Below are 23,369 nucleotides of genomic sequence, written 5' to 3'. Positions count from 1 at the left end.
ACCACCTGAATGTTATTTCTATGCTCTCCCTTTACTTTTATAGTTTTTCTGTTGAATAAGATCGTATTACAAATTTAGTTTAATTTAATTAAAGAAAATTTTAAATATTTAATTTTTCAAGTAAATCTGATAAAAATTAAAAGGAGGTGAAAAATGACTGGAAGAGAATACATTACACTGATGCTATTCCTAGTGATCTTAGCACTGACAGCGCCTGTATCGGCAGCCAACAGTACAGACGGTGGAAACCAGAGCGATATACACTTTCTCGTGATAACATGGCCCACAGAGGCAGGGCAGCTAGTCCAGCCCATGCACGAGATAAGCAGCAGATACCCTGAGGTGAAATTCAAAGCCAGGAGCACAACACAGGTTTCCGAGAATGTGAGTGAGATCCCTGAACTCGTGGAATGGGCCCACGTAATTTACCTCAGTAACATACAGCCAGGGATAGTCACAGATACCCTTGTAAACCTGAAATCCCAGGGAAAACTCGATGGTAAGGTGATAGCGTCCTATCCAAGCCCCTACTTCTCAATTCCAGTGGTTAGGCTCTCAAACTTCGCCGGTGTGAGGTTTGTGAATGCCAATGGAACAGCACTGACTGACATGGAGATACAGCAGATATTCTCAAGCATATCATACCCCCCGATGGGGAAGACATCCATGCAGATGGTTGACATGCTCAAGGCCAAGTACCCTGAAATGGCAGATTACCTTGAAGTCAAAAAGTATTATGTTCCAGATACCGCTTCACCTGAAAACAGGGCACGGATGCTTGAATACATACTTGCAAAGAGTTTCCCTGGCAGATTCAACTGCACGGCACCAACCACGGTGCCACAGTTTGGCCTATACCGTAACGGAAGACTCTACAGTAACTTCACAGAATACGCGTCCCTCTACCTGAGACCCGGAAGGAGAACAGTGGGAATAACCGCCTGGAGCGCGCTCACCTTTGAAAGGGGTGACCTCCGACATATAGATGCAATGATAGAGGCCCTTGAGGTCCAGGGACTCAATGTGCTTCCGCTTATCTCCCAGTCAAACATGGGAAACGGTATGTATGAATTTGCAGGTATAAGGAGCTACTTCATTGACCAGGCAACCAACATGTCAAGGGTCGATGCCATCATCAGCCTGACATGGCTGGTTGGTGGTGAGACCAGCAAGGCAATGGTTAACAGCCTCATAAACACCCACGGGATACTCCTAGTACCGGCGTTCATATATGGCTCAGATGTGAACACCTGGGAAATAGAAACATCGGGTCTGGGTATAAACACAAATGTGATCGCCCTCAAGGAGACCCAGGGACAAATAATGCCAGTGGTGATGGGTGCAACATGCCGTGTAACCGACACCCTCACGGGAATTGCCGTTGACCTCACAGAGCCCATAAGAGAAAGGGTGGAGCAGCTCGCCTCGAGAATAGCGGCATGGAGCCGTCTCAGGGTACTTGCAAACAGTGATAAGAGGGTTGCACTCATCTACTACAACTACCCACCCGGAAAACAGGGAATCGCAGGTGCGGATTCACTAAACGGCCCTGAATCAATAATGGAGATCCTCCGGATCCTGAATGCCAGTGGATACAGGGTTGATGTGCCTGCAGGTACCGACGCACTCCTTGACCTCATGCTAAGCGGGGGGATAAACGTGGGTACCTGGGCCCTAGGCGAACTTGAAAAACTTGCAGACCATGCAGTGCTCTACCCTGTGAATGAATTCATGGACTGGTACCAGAATCTTCCAGAGGTTGCAAGACTTCAGATGGAGCAGGGACCCATGGGCTACATTGAGGCCATCTGCAGGAAGGTCTACAATCTCGATCCAGCCCAGGTAACCCCTGATTTGAGGCTGACCTCAGCAAGGGTCCTCAGTGAATGGTACAGGGAACTCAGGTCCACCCTGGAGTCCATGAACATAACACAGAAGCAGGATGCTCTCAGATACCTTGATGAGGCCCACAGGGCACTTCAGGGTATACTGAACCGTGAAAACCGCTGGGCTGACTTCCAGAGGGCGAAGACATCATTCCTGAATCTCAGGGTCCCTGGGCTGTGTGGATGGGGCGCCCCTCCAGGCAATGTGATGACTGTTACACGGAACGGCACCAAGTACTTCGTGCTCCCTGTTATAAAACTCGGGAACATCTACCTGGCTGCTCAGCCACAGAGGGGCTATGAAAACGCTGATTTCCTCTATCACAGCACTGTTATACCTCCACACTATCAGTACCTTGCATTCTACTCCTACCTTCAGGGGCGTGTTGATGCAGCGGTCTACCTGGGAAGGCATGGAACCTATGAGTGGCTGCCAGGGAAGGATGCCGGGCTCTCTGGGGCCGATTTCCCTGACATCTGCACAGGGAGCATACCATCAATATACCTCTACACCATGGATGGTGTGGGTGAGGCCCTCCATGCCAAGAGGCGCGGCCTTGCGGTTATCATAAGCCACCTGGTACAGCCCCTTGCAGCGACAGTCCTTGATGATGACATGATGGCACTCAAGACACTGACAGAGAGGTACATGCAGGAGAGGAACAGCGCACTTATCCCGCAGATGGTGGAACTTGCATCCCGTCTGCATCTGGAATCCGTGGTGAACTTCAGTGAGTCACCCGAGAAACTTGCAGAGGGTATACACGACTACATCATCCATCTGCAGTCCTCCATCACACCACTGGGGCTCCATGTATTTGGACGTGACTGGACACCTGAGATGGTAAGGGCACTTGTACTCTCAATGGCATCAAGGATCACAGCGGTGCCTGCTGGAGGCAACAGGTTCATAACACCGGAGGAAGCCCTCAGGAACATAACAGGCGCGGCGGATCTTATCATTGAAACCGTGCGGAGTGGTGGTAATGTCACAGAGGCCCTCAGGGAAAGGTGTGGCAGGGTTCTATCGGCAGTCGAGGAGGCCGCCGCGTTGAAGGTGGCATCATTCGCCGCCAGTATCCTTGAAAGCCCTGGCAGGGAGCGTTCAATGCTTCTCAGGGCACTCAATGGACTCTACATCCCTCCATCCCTGGGTAACGACCCCATAAGGACCCCTGAGGCCCTTCCGACGGGTGGTAACCTGTATGGCCTTGACCCCCAGAAGCTGCCCTACTGGGACGCCTACCTTAAGGCATTGGACCTTGTGAGGGATGCGCTTGCAGCCTACAACGGCACCCCTGAGGAGCTGGGTGTGGTGCTCTGGGCAACCGAGACCCAGAGGGATAACGGTGCCACCATTGCCTTCATAATGAGGCTCCTTGGTGTTGAACCGGTCTATGCACAGCAGGCCCAGAGGAGCGGGAACGTCGTGGGTGTGAGGGCAGTTCCACTATCAGAGCTTGGCAGGCCCAGAATCGATGTACTCATCACCATATCAGGCATACTCAGGGAGACCTTCCCCCAGTGCGCGGTTCTCATTGACAGGTCCGTGAGGGTGGCGCTTGCAGCGTCATACACAACACTTGCAGGGGAGATTTCAAGGAAACCTGAACCACTGAGATCCCGGCTCAGGGAGGCCCTGGATGCTGCTCTTGAAACAGTGAGGGTTGCAGGTCTCTTTGTGCCAGGGGACGATCCCCTTGAGATGAACTTCATTGCACTGCACTGGCTCAGCGACACAGAGGCTCTTCTTTCGAAGAACTTTGGAGCTTCAGAGGCGGGTAGGATGGCTGTGAGCAGGATATTCGGTCCTCCACCTGGCGAGTGGGGGTCATCAGGTGTTAGAACAGGTGCACAGCTCTCAGATACCTGGAGTGACAGACTGGAACTCGGCGACGCCTTCATCTCAGACATGAAGTACTCCTACCGGGAGGACGACTGGGGATCCATCAACACAGAGATCTTCACAAGGAGGCTGAGGGACATCGACGGGGTTTACCATTCACGTTCAGATACAAAACACGGAGTCCTGGACCTGGACCATAACTACGAGTTCCTTGGCGGTTTCAGCCTTGCTGTTGAGAGGGTGAAAGGAAGGAGACCTGAACTCTTCATACTGAACCAGGTGAACCCGGCAAAACCAGGCATCGACACGCTCTCAGAGTTCATCCTCAGGGACCTGCACAGCAAGTTCTTCAACAGGGAATGGATCAGTGCCATGATGCGGGAGGGCTATGCCGGCGCCAGTTACATATCAGGCAACTTCTTTGAGAACCTCTGGGGCTGGAAGGTGACAGTACCAGACGCTGTGACTGATTCCATGTGGAACGAAGCAGTGAATATCTATATAAGGGACAGATATTGTCTCGGAGTCAGGGAATGGCTTTCAACAGGGAAGAATGCATATGCACTCATCAGTATAACAGGCACACTCCTAAACGCCGCCCGGAGGGGCTACTGGAATGCCGACAGGGAGACCCTGAGGATGCTGGCAGATATCTACGTGAGGACAACCAGTGAGTACGGTGTTGCATGCTGCCACCACACCTGCGGTAACATCCAGCTCAACAGCTGGATACTGAAGCTCTCCTCACTGAATTCCGCTGAACTCAGGACCTTCCTTGAGAAATTCAGGTACGCCACAGGGGCTGCCATTCAGGTGGAAGGAGATCCCACGCCTGATGTTACACAGGGCAGGCCCGGGGGATCACAGAACCCATCCACACCTGGGGGATCAGAGGGACATATCAGCCCTGGTAGGAGCGTATCTGCGGTTTCAGAGGAGGCTTCAGCAAAATCTCAGAATACGCCTTCAGAGACCGGTAAAGAATCTGGTAAGGCATACGAGGTCGCAGCATCAAGTAACAGCAACTCCGGATCCACTGAAACTCCACTCTACGCCATACTGGGTATAGTTTCAATTGTCGCACTCCTTGGAGCCGGTTACCTTAAGGGTACCGGGAGGTAGCTGCGACATCCCCATTTTATTTTTTTAGAATCCCGGGAGAATTCTGTTATACATTTTAATCATAGGATTAATAAATGAACTATTTTCATCAACTTCACCACAACCTTTATATTCAATAAAATACATATACACTGCTACATATATGATTGTTTTATTCAGGATATTTGTGTATAGGGAGGCTCAGTGACCTCCCTCTCTCTTCTAGAGGTGGTATGTTGGACATATTTGAAGGCATAAAATATAATGAGGCTGCAGAGAGAATCCTGAAATCAGGATACACCGGCCTTGAGGGCTGGGAGGAGTTCCTGAAATACCATCCTTCCCTCCTGAACACCCCACTGGGGCGTAAAACCGCCGAGGATATCCGGATAAAATACTTCACCGAGTGGACGTCCCACATACGTTTAAGGGACATTATCCTCTTTGAGGCCTTCCAGGAGACCCGTGAAGACCCTGGGGAACACGATACAGAGGAGCTGAAGATGGAAATGAAATCCCGCTACCCCCACTTCTTTGACCTCACAGATAAACCCTTTGAGATTAGGAAGGTTGTGGAGGCCACGCTGAACGACCTTGACGACCCCCAGAGCGGCTGGATGAAGACCTCCCTGAAGAAACTGCTGGAGTCAAGCCTGGGGGTTACAGGCAACCTGAGGTCAAGTCCATCGGCGGTATCCCACGGTATTCTGTCCATCATATCAGGGTACCTTGAGGGGGCAGAGGATAAGAGGGGATTCATCCTGGGACTCTTCAACTGGGAGTACGACATCTTCACCCCCACAGTGATAATGGATGATGAGAGGGACGTGGATGCCCTTGAATACCAGGAGACCCTGAGCTCATTCATATCAAACGCAAGGAAATGCCTCAAACTTTCAAGATCACTTGTGAAAATCCTTGATACCGCCTCACCACAGTTTCAGGTGCTTGCAGAGCTCTTCAGGGTTTCCATGTCCCTAACACCTGAGTCGACACTGGCATGGCTCCAGAGGGTCTGTGAGACCTACGATGTACCTGTTGAGGACCTGAGGGCCGCCCTCATGGACAACAGCTGATATATCCCCATAATACCTCTAATTTTTTATTAAATGCTTACAGGCTCTCAGAGAAGGAAACCAGGATCACAGCGTGCCCCTGTAAACACTTCAAATCTTTCAGAATATCGCATTTTAAATGCAATTCTTTCATTAAACAGATATTTCACCCATATTTGAATAAAATATTTTCAATTATTCAGTAAAAATATTTATATTCAATAATTTACATATACATAACTAGATCCAGAGTGAATTATCTGGCTGTTAACATTGAGAGGTGATGTTTTGAATGAGATAGTCAAGAGCTGTCTTGATAGCCTGGAGTTCCTCAAACCCCAGGTTTCAGGTCAGATGGAGGTCATCCCGGTGAGGGCGCCTGAGGGGAGCCAGAACTACCTTACACTGAGAGATGCCATGAGCAAGGACCTCATAAGTATAGGTGAGGTGGACGAATATGGCTCAGTACCCACGGTACTTGCAGTTAACCGGGCTGATGAACCCGTACTCATAATTGACGGGGAGGAACTGGAGGGTGCCAAGCAGAACCGTGTGGCCAACGTCACAGTTCTGTTGCCTGAGAAGTCAGAAACCATGATACCTGTAAGCTGCGTGGAGCAGGGCAGATGGTCCTACACCTCAAAGGAGTTCAGGGACCCTGAAAGGGTGGCTGCACTCAACGTAAGGGTTACCAAGACAAGGACCGTGACAGAGAACCTTGAGAACATTGGTAGAAGCGCTGAAATAGATGATGCCCCTGAGGATGAGCATGTCATACGTGACACCTTTGAGGATATCAGGGAGATCAATATCAGGAACCAGGAAGAGTTACTGACGGCGTACTGCTCACGCCAGAGCAGCGTATGGGATGAGGTTAACAGGCTCCACAGGAGGGCCGGCTCAACCTCAAAAACAGGTGCAATGGCAGATGCCTACAGAAAGAAGAGAAAGACACTGGAGGAATTCAAAAAACCATTCAAACCGCTTAAAGAGCAGAACGGAGTGCTTGTTGCAATCAACGGTAGAATTGCAGGATTTGAACTTGTATCAAGAAGTTCAGCCTACAGGAAACTCCATGATAAGATCATAAAGAGCTATGCAATCGAGGCCATGCTCCATGATGATGTAAAATACGACCCTGTGGACCCCGATGGCTTCATTGAGAGGATCATGAACGCAGAGGAACACCGTTACCCATCCCCCGGCTACGGGATAGACCACAGGTACACTGCCGAGGGTCTTGTGGGCTCGGCCCTGACACATGCAGGTGAGGTCATACACTCGGTGTTCTTCAACCTACAGGAGGATAGCGGAGGTATCAGAGGTTACAGGGAGAGGGCTGAGACCATGAGGAGAAACAGCCACCACCTTTAACTCCAATCACCTCTTTTATTATCACTGAATACTAAAGAATCCCCGCCAAATAACCTGAAAACCCCATCAACTTCTTTTATTATCAGTGAATACTAAAGAATCCCCGCCAAATAACCTGAAAACCCCATCAACTTCTTTTATTATCAGCAAAGGCATTTAATCGGACCATATGAATAAACATATTTAAAATTTGTTTTAAAATAATTAAAGTTAATTTTAAATATCGCCTCCCTTAAAGTAAACCTGAATAAAATTAAAGGGAGGTGAAAATATTAAAAGATTCATCACAGTAATGGCGGTAATACTCGCAGTTGCACTGACAGGGACAGCCAGCGCAGCGGAGGTTTCAGGACATATAAAGGAGATCTACAATGAAACATCAGGAGGATACACCACACTCCAGGATGCACTGCCGGTGAAGAATGCAAGCATCACCGTGATATACAATGGTTCGGTTATCAATGAAACACGAACAGCGGCAGACGGATCCTACAGGGTTACATTCAGTGACACATTCCCCGTTGAGGTGAGGATAAGCTACCACACCTACCGGCCAGTGACATACACCGTGACCTCAAGCCAAACACTGAACCACACATTCATGCCGGATATAGCCATCATAAGCTCGGTCCCTGAGAAGGGACGCATACTGAAGTCAATGGGTAACAGGAGGATAATCTACCATGACATGTGGGACCCATCCTCAGCGGCCAGTGACTGGATCATGGAGCACGTGAACTTCGCCTACCTGGACATGGCAATGCCCGGGACAGGCTGGGGCGACTCCTGGTATCCATACCTCCTGAGGAGTCCCGCGAACCAGAGAAACATGATAGCAGCTGCCTTCGGTTACCCAACAGACACAGACACTGACCCCTACGGTGGAACAGGTCTGAACCTCCTCGGCGGAACACCAGGAAATGACACACCGGACACAGTGGAGAATACCTACATTGCAAGCTACTACGCCCTCGCATCAGGAGGGGCAGCCAGGGAGAACCTGGAGAACATGATAAAGTACATCCAGTACCTCCTCGGTGAGACCACCTTCAACCCGGTTGAGAACAATCAGGGGCCGGTCATGGCAGCCCCTGACTGGGGACTCTACCACCCTGACCTTGGAGTCATGAGTGTGGTTGCAGAAAGATCCAGAATAAAGGCCTGGATAGAGGGCAACCCTGGTCTCATACCACCATATGACAGCCTCAGATGGATAGACCAGAACTTCTCGGCATGGGCGGAAGACCAGAGGGCAGATATCTACAGACAGTTCGAGAACTGGTACACAGCAAACAAAAACATGACAGGACCATTCATCGTCGTTGTAAGCTACAATCCATCACCGACCGTGGACGCGATAATACGCCAGGCAGAGAAACAGGGAAGGGCCATATTCAACCTCTACCAGGGCGCCACAAACCCTGCTGTGAGTTCACTCCTTGAGGAACTCGCCCTTGGTGTTAACGGTAAGGGGCCCCTCACAAGGAGGATAGACGCGGTGATATCCCTCTACTCCTGGTCACTCAACTACGCCAACCTGCCATCAGGTGGGGCGCTAGCAGAGTTTGAGAGGATCAACATCCCCGTGATCAAGGGGGTGCAGCTCTACAGCAACTCAAGCCTCACAAACCCGCTGGGTGCCCAGTACGAATGGACATGGCAGGTCACGATACCCGGGTTCGAGGGTGTCTTCTCACCCATCGTTGTGTCCTACACCGACGCATCATGGAATGAGGTTGTGGTTCATGAGGGTGTGGAGAAGATCGTCAAACTGGCCGATGGATGGGCAAGGCTCAGGGAACTCAGCAATTCAGATAAGAAAATCGCGGTGATACTCTACAGCTACCCACCGGGGAAGGATGGGTTCACGGCATCATACCTGGACGTCTTCAGGAGCCTCCACGACCTCCTGGTGAAGCTCAACGAGACAGGCTACAGGGTTGAAAGGATACCCGACGTGGAGGAGCTCTACAGGATAGTCTCAGAGTTTGGTAACAAGGGTACCTGGGCACAGCCACTCCTTGAGAGGTACGTGAGTGAGCACAGGGCAGAACTGCAGGCCAGCGGGCAGCTCCTTGATGTGCAGAAATACCTGGAATGGTTCAGCAAACTCCCTGAAAAACTCAGGTCAGAGGTCCTATCAAAATGGGGGGCCGCACCAGGCAACATAATGACGGTGAACGGCAGCATAGTGATACCGGGTATAATGCTGGGGAACATCTTCGTGACGGTCCAGCCGGCACGTGGATGGGATGAGGTCACAGACTACCACAACCCATACCTGCCGCCACACCACCAGTACATAGCCTTCTACAGGTGGATGGAGAACGTCTTCGGGGCAAATGCAATGATACACCTTGGAACCCACGGGACACTGGAGTTCCTCCCTGGAAGGATGATAGGGCTCATGGAGGATGACTGGCCATTCCAGCTCACAGGGATACCAAACATCTACCCCTACATAGTCTCAAATCCAGGGGAGGGCATGGTTGCAAAGGACCGGAGCGGGGCACTCATAATCGACCACATGACCCCTGCAATGGTGGAGAGCGGACTCTACGGTAAACTCATTGAGATACATGACCTCATCCACCAGTACGAGAACGCCCTGAAGGTTGGTAACAGCCAGATACTCCCGGCCATTGAGTCCCAGATCAGATCCAGAGCCTCAGAGATGGGCTTCAACATGTCAGGAAACTTCACAGATGCCCTGGAGAGGCTCCACCTCAGTCTCCATGAGATAGAATCAGACATAATCCCCCTGGGACTTCACAGCCTGGGAAGGGTGCTTGATGGTGAGGAGCTGGTTGAGGAGGTTCTCACCATAGCATCATCAAGGTCAGAGTTCCTGGAGAACATCAGGAAAACCCTCTACCCCTCAAAGCCAGTCTACACTGAAATGCTTAAGGACCCCCTGAGATACAGTGACGAGATAGCCTCGGTCAAGAACCTTGCACGGACATGGATCAGGAACATCATAAACGGCACTGCCCCTGCAGGTATAAACGGCACCGACCTTGAATTCATCAATGAGACGATCAGAAAGATACGTGGAAACACCGAATGGCAGAGCCTGCTTTCAGCCCTTGGAGGTGGATTTGTGAGGCCAGGCCTTGCAGGTGACCCTGCATGGTGTGATGTGCTTCCAACAGGCGCCAACTTCTACGCCACCAACCCCAAGAAGATGCCGACAAGGGCCGCCTGGGAGACCGCAAAGAAAATCACAGACACCCTCCTTGCAGAGTACTACATGAAGCACGGAAAATTCCCTGAACTCATCGGAATGGTGATGTGGGGTACAGAGCTTCTGAGGACCGATGGGGTTGCCATTGCAGAGTTCATGTACCTCCTCGGGGTTAAGCCCCAGTGGAACACCAACGGTGACGTCAAACCTGAACCTGTCCTCATGGACGCATCAGAACTCAGAATCACAGTGAACGGCGTTGAAATACCAAGGCCGCGCATCGACGTATTTGTAACTGCCGTCACAGGTAACCAGCTCTGGATAGACCTCATGAACGCCGCTGTTAAGATGGCTGCAGAGGCAAATGACACCGAAAACTATGTTAAGAGGCACTACAGTGAATGCGGCTCACTGGACCGTGTCTTTGGACTCAGGGGGCTCGTGCTTGAGGGTACAGGGGTATCAGATATGACACCGGCAACCTCAAGGTGGAATACCAGCGCTGAACTTGCAGATGTCTACCTCTCAAGGGTCTCCTATGCCTGGAGGTCAACCCCCCGGGGAGTGGATATACAGCAGAACAGGGGCACCTTCCAGTACCTACTGGGTAAGGTGAACCTTGTTACACAGAACCTGGACAGCACCTGGAGGCTCATTGACACAGACGACTACTATGACTGGTTCGGTGGAATGGTTCTTGCATCACGCCACCTCGGCGGCAACCCTGACACCGCACTGGTGGATATACGGAACAGAAAAACGGTTACAGTCAGGACCGTTGCAGAGGAAATTGAACTTGAGGTGAGATCCCAGCTCCTCAACCCGCGCTACATGGACTCACTCCTCAGCTCACCAAGCGGCTGGCTGGAATACGCCTCAAGGTACAAGAATGTCTTCGGTATGGCCGTCACAACAGGTGCTGTGAGCAATGAACTGTGGAACCAGCTTGCACTGAACCTCCTCAGTGACAGGTTCAGGGCATCAGGGGACTATGAGGCTGTTGCAACCCAGTCAATGATCGCCTGGGTCCTTGAGGCTGCAAGGCGAAACATCTGGAATGCAGATAAGGCTGTCCTGAGGGACCTTGCAAACCGCTACATTGAACTTGCAGGAGAGTATGGTGTGGTGTGCTGCCATCATACCTGTGCAAATATAGTCTTCAATAACTGGGTTGTTAAGGTCTCCTCGGTCAACCAGGCATCCCTCAAAAGGTTTGCCTCTGCCCTTGCAGCTGCAACAGGCGCATCAGTCGATGTACCACAGGAAGGAGGTTCAGGGAATCCAGGCCATTCAGGTTCAGACAGTAATGGTGAAAGTGCCGGGATGACAGGACAGAGACCCTCAGGTTCATCAGGTGAATCATACACAGGATCATCAGGTTCAGCGGCTGAAAGTCAGGGTCAAGCTACTCCTGGTGAAACAGAAAAGGGTGCTGACTCAGGTAAAGCATATGAGGTTTCAGCATCAACCCAGAGCGGATCATCAGAAACCCAGGTGCCACTTTACGCACTTCTAGGTGTTGTGGCCCTTGTGTTCCTTGTGGGATTCGGTTACTGGAGGGGCAGATAACCCCATTTTATATTTTTATTGAATGAAAACTAGATACATCCCGTCTGATTCTCAAGTTCAACAATGACCCTTCTGAGCAGCTCTGAGCCGAGACTCCAGCTATTTCCATGAAGCTCAATGAGGCCCCTGAGTTCAAGTTCCCGAAGTTCACTGCTACTGGCAGGTATTTCATCCCCTCCAAGGGGACCGTCCTTTAAGAGACTCAGTATATTCTTTTCCCTCAGGGTCAGGCGGTTAAGTTCAGCGATCCATGGAAAGGCTATCTGCTGAAACTTTGCCTTGAAGTTCTCCTCAAGGAGCGCTGGACCATATATGATTCCATCTGATAAGACATTCAGGAAGCTGTCAATGAATAGAGGCATGCCCCCTGTGACCTCATGGATATATTCTATTCCAGCCCTGACAGCCCTGAAAGCCGGTGCCCTGAACCTTATGTACCTTTCTGTGTCTCTTTCTGTGAGGGGTGGCACCTCAACAACAGCCGCCCTGGGTAGTTCCTCCTGAATATCCCTGATAAGTGCTGCACTGTACCTCACCGCCACAGCGCACCGCATACAGTGCATCTGTGACATCTTCCATGCATCAATTAGGGATGACTTCTCAGGAGGCATACTGTCAAGGAGTATATTCCACTCCAAGGTTCTTGCAAGGATCTTTATCCTCCTGAAGTCAGGTATGCCCTCATGGGACCTCCTGATATCGGTGCACCTCATATCAATGAAGGTCGTCCTGTTGGAGTTTTCCTCCTGGATTCTCCTGAGAATAGCGGTTTTCCCTGAGCCCATCTTACCCGTCACAACCACAAATCCGGGGTCATTGAGGGCTTCATTAATTCTTCTTATCTCCTTTTCTCTTCCAAAAAAATCTTTTGTCCTGTTTAAAGAGATTATTGGCATTGAGGACACTTTAATTCCTAGGTTAAGATGTGTCCATGAAAATGATTTAAAGCACTGCAAGTTCGCCTGCAGAGGTTATTTCAAGCTTTTCACGGTCTATGAACCCCATGTCACGGAGTTCCCTTATGTGGTTGTAGGTCATCCCCCTGCTTATACCTATCTTGACTGCAAGGTTCTTAACCGATGTTTCACCGGCTTTGAGTTCCTCAAGGACCTGTTTTTTGGTCTTGGAGATCCCGAAGCTAAGTATTGGGAGGTCTATGAGTTCGTTATCCTCCTCAGTCACGTATACTATGCGCTGGACATCATGGTTTCTTGCATAGCAGCCAAAGAGTGCGCCGAGCGCCTGGGTCTTCCTGCCACCGCTTATATTAACCACGACACGCCTTCCATTGGCCCTTTCCTCATCTATGATCTCAACCATATCTTTTGCAATGGTGACAACATCATAAAGACTCGTCTCAAAGGTTGTTATCTCAAGGAAGTTGCCCAGGGTGTCCCTGAGGACCTGTTCAACCTGTTCCTTCTCCCTCGGCGCCTTATCCTCCTTGAGCAGTACAACCTTTTTTGGTGAGAACTGTGTTATACAGAACATCACCGGCTCAATGGAGTATATTGTAGATATCAGTGTCGTATCCATTATTATCACTTCCCTTAAATTTTCCTATCACAAAGATTTGTTGAGGGAAAACAATTCATTACATATTGTGCTATCTTATTCTAATCATTCTATATATATTTTCCTCCATGTTACTTGACATTCAGAAAAGACTCTTTTTTATTCCAAATCCTGGAATTATATTGAAGGTGTCAGTGAAAAAATGTATATTCCCTCTTTGATTATACCGAATTTGCTCATACCATTCAGAGGATGTGTGCTTTATCATCCTTCGGCCATCATCTGTCATAAGGTATATGAAGTTAATGGACATTTTCAGCGAATTTCATGATGAAATTGATTATCCCGCATCCCTAAAAAATTTATTAATGTAAATGAAAAAGATTAACATTTAAATATAATGAGATATCAATTAAGTAATTGTCCTGATTGACATTTCAGAGATGGTGTTGTCCAGATGAAACTGAAGTACCTGTGCCACAGAAAACCAGAGAGAACATTTTCAGTAAGGGGTCACTATTTTCCTGTATGTTCAAGGTGTACCGGCATATATACAGGTGCATTTTCATACTTCATATACGCATACCTCACAGTGATTGAATATGATATCACCCTGATAATAGCAGCATTAGTTATGATAGTACCAACATTCCTTGACGGATTCACACAGCTACTTGGTTACAGGGAAAGCAACAATCTCCTGCGATTTTCAACCGGCCTTGCAGCTGGTGTGGGAATGGGTATACTCACAAAGGCAATGAAGTACTTCATACTCCATCTCTGAACAATTCTGGATCAAAAAGAGGTTGATAAAATGAGCTGGTGGGGTGAACAGAATTCAGCATCCAGGTAGGTGTTATCCAGGGCACTGTGTCTTGATTTTTATACTCGTTGTTACAATGGCCGGGATGAGGTCGCCAGACAACACCGCTACTGAAGTATCCAGTACATAAAAATCGAACACATAGTTCCAATCTAAAATCAGGGTTGAAGATATTGAAGTCGTCCCAGAGGACTATGAAAGTTACTGTGTTGAGGGAAAGATCACACCAATCAAGGACTTCTCCTACTTGAGATGCACCTCAGTGGATGACTCAGAACCTGCTTTACGACGACACGCTTGCATGGAACATCAGGGACACGAAAACAGGTCAGCGCCTTGATTTCATTTAATCAGCCTCTGAAGGTTGAACTGCTGATATTCACTGACCTGGCGGGTGACGATGATCCGGGCATATACAGAACAGCCCTGAATATCTGATGAAGGTGAGTTATAATGAGTGATGCTGTAGAAACATCAAGAACACCTGAATCTGTGTTTGGAATAATTGGGGCAATCTTCGGTTTGCTTGGAGGACTTTTTGCCATTGTACTTTCGGTTTTCGGCTCCGAACTACTCTATCTGGGTGTCAGTGCAATACCGTCCTCCATTGTGGGCATCATAGGATCAGTATGTAAGGAACAACCCCAGAAGGGGCTGTGTGATCCTCATAGTCAGTGCGATCTGGCTTCCTCTAAGCATATCTGCTATGTAATTCCCAAAACAGTTTTCCCTGGTATTGCAGCTATTCTTGGGCTAATAAGCAGTTCCAATTTAATTTTTTAACTGGAGGTGTACATTTGAAAAGGTGCTCAAACTGTAAATCAGAAAACAGGAGAGATGCAGTCTTCTGCTCCATCTGCGGGTCTAAGCTTAACTCCGGCGGGAGTAACAGCTGGTGGAAAAAGCAGAGCGATACATCAAAGTTTCTAATAACTGCTGGACTCCCAACAATAATAATCCTCTTCATTGGAGTTGCAGCCATGGTATTCACTGATTATAGTACCGATTACAGTGATGATTCCAGTTATGATAGTCTTGAGGCGAGTGGTGGGTCAGAGTTAACAGATTCACCCGGGAATAAATTTCAGAGAAATGGTATCTCATTCAGTTACCCAGAGACGTGGAGCATATCCCCAGAAGAAGAGTGGAGTTCAGATGCAGTTGTCAGTCTTGAATCCTATAAGGGTGGTGTGAGTTCAATCATGACAGTCTATAAAAAGCCAGGATCCCTTGATGCTGAAACACTCAGGGATATCTGGCTTGAGGTGTGTTATGAAAATGGTGATATTGTGGAAGATGTGAGGGAGCTTGAGGTTGATGGCAAAAGGGCATATTCCATCAAATCATCGTATTACTCAGAGTACGGATACGGGGAGCAGGAGTACATTGCATTCACAGATGGCACATATGAATACTCCCTGCTTTTCACATCTGATGACATCTCACTTATACAGGATGACATAGACACAATTATAAGGAGTTTCAGGGTTGGGTGATATGGATTCCGACAGAATGATTCCGGTTATTGTAACAGTTATGGTGGCTCTTCTGTTGACAGCTGGGGCACTGCAGTTATTTAAGGGCAGCAGTGTTTCAGAATATAAAGGTGAAGCGGCAACAGTTGAAAAAACCTCAGATGGATATCAGCTGAACCTTCAGGCTGTCCTTGAACTTGCTGAGATGGACTCAGGTAACGGTACAGTGAATTACAGGGGATTCAACTTCACAGGCCCCCAGTTACTATACATCTTTGCAAGGGGGGTTGTGATGCTGGAACTCAATGAAACTGGAAAGATACATGTGGGTGAATACGGTGGACCTGAGGACCCCTATGGGTTCATGGATACCGTTACCCTTACACGGAGCGAATACACCGATATGGCGGAGCGCACATACACCTGGATGGACGCCAATGGCAGAAGCCCCAACCATGTTGGTATATATGTTGAGGGATCCCCTGACATAACCCCATCCCTTGCAAGAAAGATCTTCAGACAGGTTCTGGTTGAATACAGGAGAACAGGCACTCTACCTGAAGTGGTGAGTGTCTGATACCCTTTTCTTTTATAGAAAGCTAATAACTATTGTTGAATAAACAAACCCTTATCTAAGGGAAAATGTACTATGGAAGTTCAGTATGCAGAGAAAATTGATCATATCACTCGTAATCATGGGAACCTTAATCACGGTTTACCTGCTGAACCCCCCATTCCACAGCACAGATGGGAACGAAGCTGTGGTCCTAGGCTCAGACAGGATGGGCACAGTTGAAAAACTTGGACCCTACGGGAACACGGACTCAGAGGTGAAAATAGCCTACATAACAGGGGTCCACCCCCTTGAGAGGGACTCCCACAGGGCAGTGCTGCATGTCCTTGAGGAGAACCAGGATAAACTGAGGTACAAGTACTTCGTATACCGGGTCAACGTCACACTTAACCCTGAGGACTACGAAAAGGGGAGGATGGCAGGACAGCTCCTTGCACGGAGATACGTGGTACCCGATGTATCCAGGGGTAACTACAGCCTGGCAGTTGATGTGCACTCCAACAGGGGCAACTATGGTATGAGGAGGTTCGTTTTCACCCCGCTCCCCCACGAGCAGAGCAGGGTGATAGCCCTGAAACTTGCATCCAGGATCAGCTGGCTATCCTACTATTTCCCTGAGTCACAGACAAGCCCCGCCTATGTAACGGAACCCATAATTCAGGGTGGAACACCCGCCATACTGTATGAGAATTACATGTACCAGGACTACTCAAGAACCCTGCAACATGCCAGGGAGTTTGTAAGAACCCTTGACTCCACTGAAATCCCAGCATCCCTATAGAGGGGTAGCTGGAGCAGCTGAAAACCAGACAGATAAATCAATAAAAGAACCGAGAAATTAATATACTCTTTTTTACATAAATATTACAGGTGTGGTTCTAATGATACACTACAGAATGGATCAGCCAGAGAGGGTGAAGTGCAGTGTCTGCGGTGGTGTTGCAGATGAGGTGGAGGAGACATACCCTGAATCAGGGAACTTCATCCTTGTGATCTACAGGTGCCGAGACTGTGGCCATCTAGAGAAACGACAGTACGGTAAACCCGTGAAGATTATTGATTGAGGTGATCTTGTGGTTGATGCATGCGCTACAAATGGATATGATGAAATATCAGAAAAACTGAAAACCCTCCTTGGACTTGAAAAGTCCCCGGTGGCTATAAAACTCGTTCTAAGGGAGGATGACCTTCCTGAGGGTGTTGAAAAAATAGAGAAACCTGCAAGGCACTGTGAAATGGTCCAGATGGCCGCTGCGGGAAAATCATTCTATGCAACGGCAGAGGCCCAGGCATGCAAGGGTGGTGCAGATGCCATCGGGATAGATGAGGCACCAGAGAAGGTCAAAACAGGGGAGTTCTACTACAACCTTGGCCGCTTTGCAAGCTTTGCATCCGCCAAGAGAACCTTTGATGAGATACCATCAGTTGACCTCAGGTTCTACGCCGCAGTATACGCGCCCCTTGAGGATGCAACCTTTGACCCTGACGTCATAGTCATCATCTGCAACCCTGCCCAGGCAATGAAGATCTCACAGGCCCTCGTCTACACCCTGGGTGGCCGCGTTGAGGCAGACTTCTCAGGTATACAGTCACTCTGTGCAGACGCAGTTGCAGGTCCCTACATGAGGAAGAGACCAAACATAACCATGGGCTGCAGCGGTTCAAGGCAGTACGCCGGTGTAAGGGACGACGAACTCATCGTGGGGCTCAACGGCGAAAACATAGGGTGTGTTGTCAATGCCCTTGAGGCCATAAGCCAGTAGGTTCAATCCATAAAATCATGGGGTGATGATTGTGGTTGAGACAAAGACCTTCAGGATCCTTGAGGATGTTGCTGACCTCGAGGAGAAGATAAGGAAGTATGAGAGTGAGGCAGACCAGGAACTTGTTATAAACTGGATCTATGACACCCTCGAGATCCTCAGGAGTGTGGGTAAGCTCCTCGAGGAGATTGAGGATAGACTGGATCTTCTTGAAGAGGAGACCGGGGAAAAAGAATTCTAGTTGCATGGTCTCCACCTATTTTTCTTTTATATTCTGTTTTAGACCCTTTATCCAGCTATTCCCCTTTAACTCCAAAATATTCCATTATTCTGAGGTAATCACTGTAGTGGTTTATATTCACAAGTTCAATGGGGTCTGATGCCTCAACACCGTACAGCCTGATGCCATCATCCACCATCAAACGGAGCAGAGGATTTATATTTCCATCACCCATTGGAAGGTACCTTCTAAGGAGCTCTGAGCTCGCTGCAAGGGGCATCCCGAGGCCCTCGGCGCTATCAAGCCAGCCACTCCTCCCTCTTGCAAGTATCGAAACCGTCTCAGGGTCAGCGTGTTCACTGATCCTCCCCATGGTCCCGGGGGATACTGCAGGCTGATCTCCGGCAACGCAGAGTATGATTTCGCCAGAAGCAGATAGAACACCATTGAGGAGTGACGCCGCGAGTGGAACATCAGGAGGATCATTCCTCACGATCTCCACGTCCATACCTGCTATCGCCTCCTCCACCTCCCCTGCATGGTGACCCGTGACCACGATACACTCATCCACGCCCGCCCTGAGCACGGAATCCAGAGTTTTCTCTATTACAGTAACTGAGTCGATGGGGAGCAGTAATTTGTGGACCGGCTCAAGGCCAAGTTCCTGCATGTCCCTGAACATACGGCTACCCCTCCCTGCCGCCGTAACAACAGCTGAGATCAACTCCACCACCTATGCCGGTTCAAGCCTGTAGATTCTGGCGTATATGGTTGTACCTGCACCTGAACCCGTCGTCCACATCTCAATGAGTACCGGGTACCTTCCTGTGTTTCTGACCTTTATCCCGGTTGCCGGGTTGAAGCCGAATAGAACCGCATGGAACTCCCAGGTCATTCCCCTGGGGAGTGGCATCCCTGCGTCAGTGACAACAGCCCTGAGGGCCCTTCCAGGTGGACATGACCCGTGGGACGCGTATCCTCCGGGGGCCTTGGGGTCCCTTGATGCTGTGAACCTGACTGTCTCCTTACCTGAACCCTCACTTCCCGGTGGAATCACCGTGCCATTCCATGCCGCCGCGAATGCCCTTGCATTGAAGGCCCTCTTGTTATCATCGTACTGGGGATATGAGCCCAGGTAGCTCACTGCAGATGATACAAGGATCTTCCGGTAGGGCCCCATGTACACCATCACAGGAGCCCCTGAGGGGTAGTTCTCCATGTACTCAAGAACCTCTTCACCAAATAGTTTCTCTATCCTCCCTGGTGGAACAGGGAGTCTGCCGTCGCTGAAGTTGGATAGCTGGTAGTCCAGGACTATTTCGTCGCCCTCATCAGCCCTTTTTAGCCACCTCTTTATCCTGTTAACGGATTTGTACCTGTGGGGGACGGTGCTATTGCTTATACTATCTGCAGGGACAAATTTAACCTTCCTTCCATTTTCGATTATATCAATGCCGTTGTTTCTCTTGACCCCATAGGTGTAGGGTGTCTTGTAGGCCCAGAGGAAGACAGGTGGCTCCTGGACCGCCAGTTTATCCCCTGAAACCCTCAGTACCCCAGGACCATCCACAGTGGATCTTCCTGAGGGGTCTATTCCTGAGGTCATCTCAGATATAGGGACATGCACAGCCCCTGTGAGGACCGCCTGAAGTAGGTTTCCAGGGTTCATGTAGTTGAATTCATCGAGTATGTAGTCCGGGTGGAGTATGAGTGGGACGCTCCTCACCCTGGACTCATCGATGACATCCTGGCCCTTCAGTACCGTGCTTCCAGGCTCAATGGCAGCTATCTCCCCTGGGTGCTGGGGTTCAACACTTCCCTCGATGTATGCACCCGATGCTGTTATGATGGCTGCAAAAATAACCAGTAAAATGATGTGCTTACCTGATATAATCCTCTGCATATCTGAATCCCCCCTCACCTATTATGAGTACTGTGTCATCTGGTTCTGCAATTTCAAGGGCCTTATTGACAGCCTCCTCAACCTGTTCACGGCTCGCTCCAAGGGTCCCCCCTCCTGCACGTTTTCTGCTGGATTCTATATGGACAACCCTCTTACCCAGGGTACTGGAGGCTCTCCTTGCAGCATAGGAGGCCGGTATAACCGTATCGGAATCCCTAAGGAGCGATGCAATTTCCAGATCACCATCGATTCCGCTCTCAGATGCCACGGTGTTTACGACTATCAGCCTCCCATCAGTATCTTTAAGCTCCTGCATCACAGCCCTCACACCGGCGGGGTTGTGGGCGTAGTCGAGTATAACGCGGGGTGAGTCCATCAGTTTCTGGAACCTTCCCCTCACACCACCGAATGACTCAATTCCCCTCACTATATCATCCATGTCCACGCCAAGGGACCAGGCAGTGGCAGCAGCTGCCAGTGCATTGTAGACATTGAAGATCCCTGGTGTCCTCAATTTCACATCCCTCATCTCGGAGCCTATCACCAGTTTGAATCCATCTGCAGATGCCTCCAGTGCCATGACCTCAGGCTGGGGTCTCCTGTATCCGCAGACACAGTGGTAGTCCCCCATATGCCCCATGGTTCTGCGCGTATATTTGAGTGGGTTACCACATTTGGGGCATTCCCTCCCCTCTGGCATCACTGTGGCAGAGTCCATGCTCTGAATACCGTATAGCACCGCTCTCTCCTCCCTCAGTCCCTCTGCGAATGATGCCACGATGGGGTCATCGGCGTTGAGTACCATGACCTCAGCTGTATCAATGATTTCCCTCTTACATTCTATGTAATCAGAGAACCTCCTTCCACCTGAAAGGTGGTCCCTTGATATGTTGGTTATGACACCAACTGAGACCCCTGCGAGAAGGGCCGATTGCCTTATCTCGTCCCTCCTCCCAAATGTTCCTATCTCAACCACTGCCACGTCCCCCGGGAGCCTTGCCTGGAGGGCCGGTACCAGTTCAGTGTTGCCCTGTATGTTGAGGTGGTGCTCTGGCACAGTCTTTCCGGCAGCCCTCATTATGGATTTGAGAATACCTGTGGTTGTGGTCTTTCCATTGGTCCCTGTGACTCCAACCACGGGTTTCTCAACAGGGCACATGTTCAGGACGTCCTCAACGCCTATAACATCAGCTTCAAGTCCCCTGATAAGGTCAAGAACCTTCCTGTTATTCTCGAGGGCTGGTGTGATGGCTATGGTGCCAGCGCGCTTGAGGACCTCCATGCTGTGACCCCCAAGGTCAAGTTCTATTCCCTCATCCCTGAAGACATCCTCGAGGGGTGTGCTTTCCTTGAGATCCGAGACAATTACCCGGTAACCCCTCGCCCTGAGGTTCCTTGCCATGAGGCTTCCAACATTTCCGCAGCCCCCGAGGACAACTATAAAGTCCCTCATTGACTCTATAGCCCTCTCAATATCATTCCTCACATTATCATAGGCGTTGACAACCCCGGGACCCAGGTGGAGTACCGTATCCCCCTTTTCTGCGATTTCAAGGGCCCTCCTTATGCTATCATATACGCTCTCGGTCTTTATGGTTTTATCTCTACCGGCCCCCCTTTCTACCTCAGAGGCTGCTTCCATATCAATTATGCCTGTTGTTTCATTCTTGCCGCTCACAATCAGTATATCGGCTTTTTCGCCAAGTATCTGGCCTATCCTGTACTTATCCCTCACTGTGAGGGTGTCGGGGTTATCCAGGCTTATTATCAGCCTCCCCTTAAATTCAATGCCCTCAAAGAGTTTCTCCATGCTCTCAGGGTTGTGGGCTGCGTCCATATAAACAGACACACCATCAACCTCATCTATGAATTCAAATCTACCCTTTATACCCCTGAATTTCTCTAATACATTTTTGATATCCTTAATGTCAAATCCGAGTACCAGTGCAACGGTTATGGCTGCAAGGGCGTTCTCCACGTTGAAGAGACCGGGCACCCTGAGTTTTATCCTCTCTGTAAGGGGGCCGACATGGACCACTCCATCATGTTCCTCACAGCTTAAAGATCCGCAGGTGCTGCAGAGGGCAGTCGGTATCTCTGATACCTTCAGTGTGAACTCCGAGCCCTCGAGACCCATGAGGTCTATGTCTGTTGCACTGACCTGTGGTTCTGCCGAGCCACTGAAGGTTCTGTCCATGAACTCAACCTTCCTTTCATTACCCAGACCATAGACAATACTTTTAACCTCAAGGTCATCCAGGAGCCCTGCGATTACCGGGTCATCTCCACAGAGGACCAGAACACCCCCTGGGGCTATGAGGTTCTTTATTGAGAAGTTCCTCTCAATGTATTCATCATAGTCCCTGAACTCATCCATGTGGTCGGGTGTGAGGTTTGTCACAACACCAGCAACTATTTCGAGGCCATCAGCCATCCTTATGGTCCCGTGTGGGAGTTCAAACACGGCCATGTCCCTGTTACTCACATCACCATTCACCACAAGTTCAACAAGTCCCTCGATGACAAGTGAGTCCTGGATCGATGAGAATGACACCGTCCTGTAGCGTGATGAAAGTATGTGGTCTATCATGTTGGTGGTTGTTGTCTTCCCGTCTGTACCTGCAACTCCCACCATGGGTATGCCTATAAGCTGGTTCAGGGTCCTCCCTATATCCGAGGTTGTTATGTGGATCAGATCCTTCTCCACACTCCCCAGCATCCCACGTACCGGTGCATCAGGGGGTATGCTGGGTGATACAAAGACGGCATCAGCCCAGAGCATGTCTTCAATCCTGTGACCCCCAAACCTGAACCTTACACCCTCCCTTTTCATTTCATCTATTCTCTTCCTGGCCTTGGGGGGCAGTTCATCCAGTTCCCTTAGGTCATTTACAAGAACACTGTTTCCAAGGTATCTCAGCAATCTTGCGGCGGGTCTACCAGCGTTTCCAGCTCCAAGCACAAGCACTTTCATGTTCCTGATCAATTTATGCACCCATAAATCTGTTTTAGGATATGGTCATGAAGTAATAGTTTTGTGATGATACAGCAGGTAAATTAAAATACCCAATCTGTATTATT

Annotated in this window: 17 protein-coding genes; 12 read left to right on the top strand and 5 right to left on the bottom strand. The window is 49.5% G+C overall.

The window, feature by feature from the left end:
• Positions 1–153 precede the first annotated feature (153 nt).
• The 4 genes from QFX30_RS00435 to QFX30_RS00420 all read left to right on the top strand — a co-directional run bounded on the left by QFX30_RS00435 (position 154) and on the right by QFX30_RS00420 (position 12,015).
• Positions 154–4,854 carry a cobaltochelatase subunit CobN gene (locus QFX30_RS00435; protein WP_300486687.1) on the top strand — a complete coding sequence of 1,567 codons (4,701 nt, stop codon included), beginning with the start codon at positions 154–156 and terminating at the stop codon, positions 4,852–4,854.
• A 215-nt stretch (positions 4,855–5,069) separates the two neighbouring features.
• Entirely contained in the window at positions 5,070–5,909 is an 840-nt protein-coding gene (locus QFX30_RS00430) for a hypothetical protein (protein WP_300486684.1), read from the top strand.
• 267 nt (positions 5,910–6,176) lie between these two features.
• Positions 6,177–7,262: a DUF6569 family protein gene (locus QFX30_RS00425; RefSeq protein ID WP_300486681.1), complete on the top strand. Its 1,086-nt coding sequence runs from the start codon at positions 6,177–6,179 to the stop codon at positions 7,260–7,262.
• Between the two features lie 292 nt (positions 7,263–7,554).
• Positions 7,555–12,015, top strand: a complete 4,461-nt coding sequence (locus tag QFX30_RS00420; RefSeq protein ID WP_300486678.1) for a cobaltochelatase subunit CobN — start codon at positions 7,555–7,557, stop codon at positions 12,013–12,015.
• A gap of 29 nt (positions 12,016–12,044) precedes the next feature.
• Here the strand turns inward: QFX30_RS00420 and QFX30_RS00415 are convergent, their stop codons facing one another.
• Both QFX30_RS00415 and QFX30_RS00410 read right to left on the bottom strand, forming a co-directional pair.
• Positions 12,045–12,911, bottom strand: a complete 867-nt coding sequence (locus tag QFX30_RS00415) for an ATP-binding protein (RefSeq protein WP_300486675.1) — start codon at positions 12,909–12,911, stop codon at positions 12,045–12,047.
• 46 nt (positions 12,912–12,957) lie between these two features.
• Positions 12,958–13,551: a CRISPR-associated transcriptional regulator Csa3 gene (locus tag QFX30_RS00410; RefSeq protein WP_300486672.1), complete on the bottom strand. Its 594-nt coding sequence runs from the start codon at positions 13,549–13,551 to the stop codon at positions 12,958–12,960.
• Positions 13,552–13,987: 436 nt separating this feature from the next.
• Between QFX30_RS00410 and QFX30_RS00405 the strand changes: the two genes are divergently transcribed.
• From QFX30_RS00405 to QFX30_RS00370, 8 genes are all read left to right on the top strand, one after another.
• Positions 13,988–14,314, top strand: coding sequence for a DUF2085 domain-containing protein (locus tag QFX30_RS00405; RefSeq protein WP_300486669.1), 327 nt, complete (start codon positions 13,988–13,990; stop codon positions 14,312–14,314).
• 492 nt (positions 14,315–14,806) lie between these two features.
• Positions 14,807–15,136, top strand: a complete 330-nt coding sequence (locus QFX30_RS00400; RefSeq protein WP_300486666.1) for a hypothetical protein — start codon at positions 14,807–14,809, stop codon at positions 15,134–15,136.
• Between the two features lie 14 nt (positions 15,137–15,150).
• Positions 15,151–15,849 (top strand): PsbP-related protein, encoded by a 699-nt coding sequence (locus tag QFX30_RS00395; RefSeq protein WP_300486663.1) that lies wholly within the window; start codon positions 15,151–15,153, stop codon positions 15,847–15,849.
• Position 15,850: 1 nt separating this feature from the next.
• Positions 15,851–16,405, top strand: coding sequence for a pseudomurein-binding repeat-containing protein (locus QFX30_RS00390; RefSeq protein ID WP_300486660.1), 555 nt, complete (start codon positions 15,851–15,853; stop codon positions 16,403–16,405).
• Positions 16,406–16,523: 118 nt separating this feature from the next.
• Complete coding sequence (locus QFX30_RS00385) at positions 16,524–17,183, top strand: hypothetical protein (protein WP_300486657.1); 660 nt, start codon at positions 16,524–16,526, stop codon at positions 17,181–17,183.
• 100 nt (positions 17,184–17,283) lie between these two features.
• Positions 17,284–17,466 (top strand): hypothetical protein, encoded by a 183-nt coding sequence (locus QFX30_RS00380; protein ID WP_300486654.1) that lies wholly within the window; start codon positions 17,284–17,286, stop codon positions 17,464–17,466.
• Positions 17,467–17,475: 9 nt separating this feature from the next.
• A complete protein-coding gene (locus QFX30_RS00375) occupies positions 17,476–18,165 on the top strand; it encodes a DUF169 domain-containing protein (RefSeq protein ID WP_300486652.1) in 690 nt (229 codons plus the stop codon).
• A gap of 31 nt (positions 18,166–18,196) precedes the next feature.
• Positions 18,197–18,406 (top strand): hypothetical protein, encoded by a 210-nt coding sequence (locus tag QFX30_RS00370; RefSeq protein ID WP_300486650.1) that lies wholly within the window; start codon positions 18,197–18,199, stop codon positions 18,404–18,406.
• Between the two features lie 55 nt (positions 18,407–18,461).
• On the opposite strand, the gene QFX30_RS00365 is transcribed toward QFX30_RS00370, so the two are convergent.
• Genes QFX30_RS00365 through QFX30_RS00355 form a run of 3 tightly spaced genes read right to left on the bottom strand, consistent with a single transcriptional unit; the run spans position 18,462 to position 23,274 of the window.
• The gene (locus tag QFX30_RS00365; protein ID WP_300486647.1) at positions 18,462–19,115 is read right to left on the bottom strand and encodes an NTP transferase domain-containing protein; all 654 of its coding nucleotides are present in this window, start codon (positions 19,113–19,115) and stop codon (positions 18,462–18,464) included.
• A gap of 3 nt (positions 19,116–19,118) precedes the next feature.
• The gene (locus QFX30_RS00360; RefSeq protein ID WP_300486644.1) at positions 19,119–20,288 is read right to left on the bottom strand and encodes a hypothetical protein; all 1,170 of its coding nucleotides are present in this window, start codon (positions 20,286–20,288) and stop codon (positions 19,119–19,121) included.
• Positions 20,266–23,274 (bottom strand): Mur ligase family protein, encoded by a 3,009-nt coding sequence (locus tag QFX30_RS00355; RefSeq protein WP_300486642.1) that lies wholly within the window; start codon positions 23,272–23,274, stop codon positions 20,266–20,268. Before QFX30_RS00355 ends, QFX30_RS00360 begins: the two co-directional genes overlap by 23 nt.
• Between the last annotated feature and the right edge of the window lie 95 nt (positions 23,275–23,369).

Source organism: Methanothermobacter sp., from assembly GCF_030055435.1.
Taxonomy (GTDB): domain Archaea; phylum Methanobacteriota; class Methanobacteria; order Methanobacteriales; family Methanothermobacteraceae; genus Methanothermobacter.
This window is presented reverse-complemented; position numbering and strand designations above follow the sequence as displayed.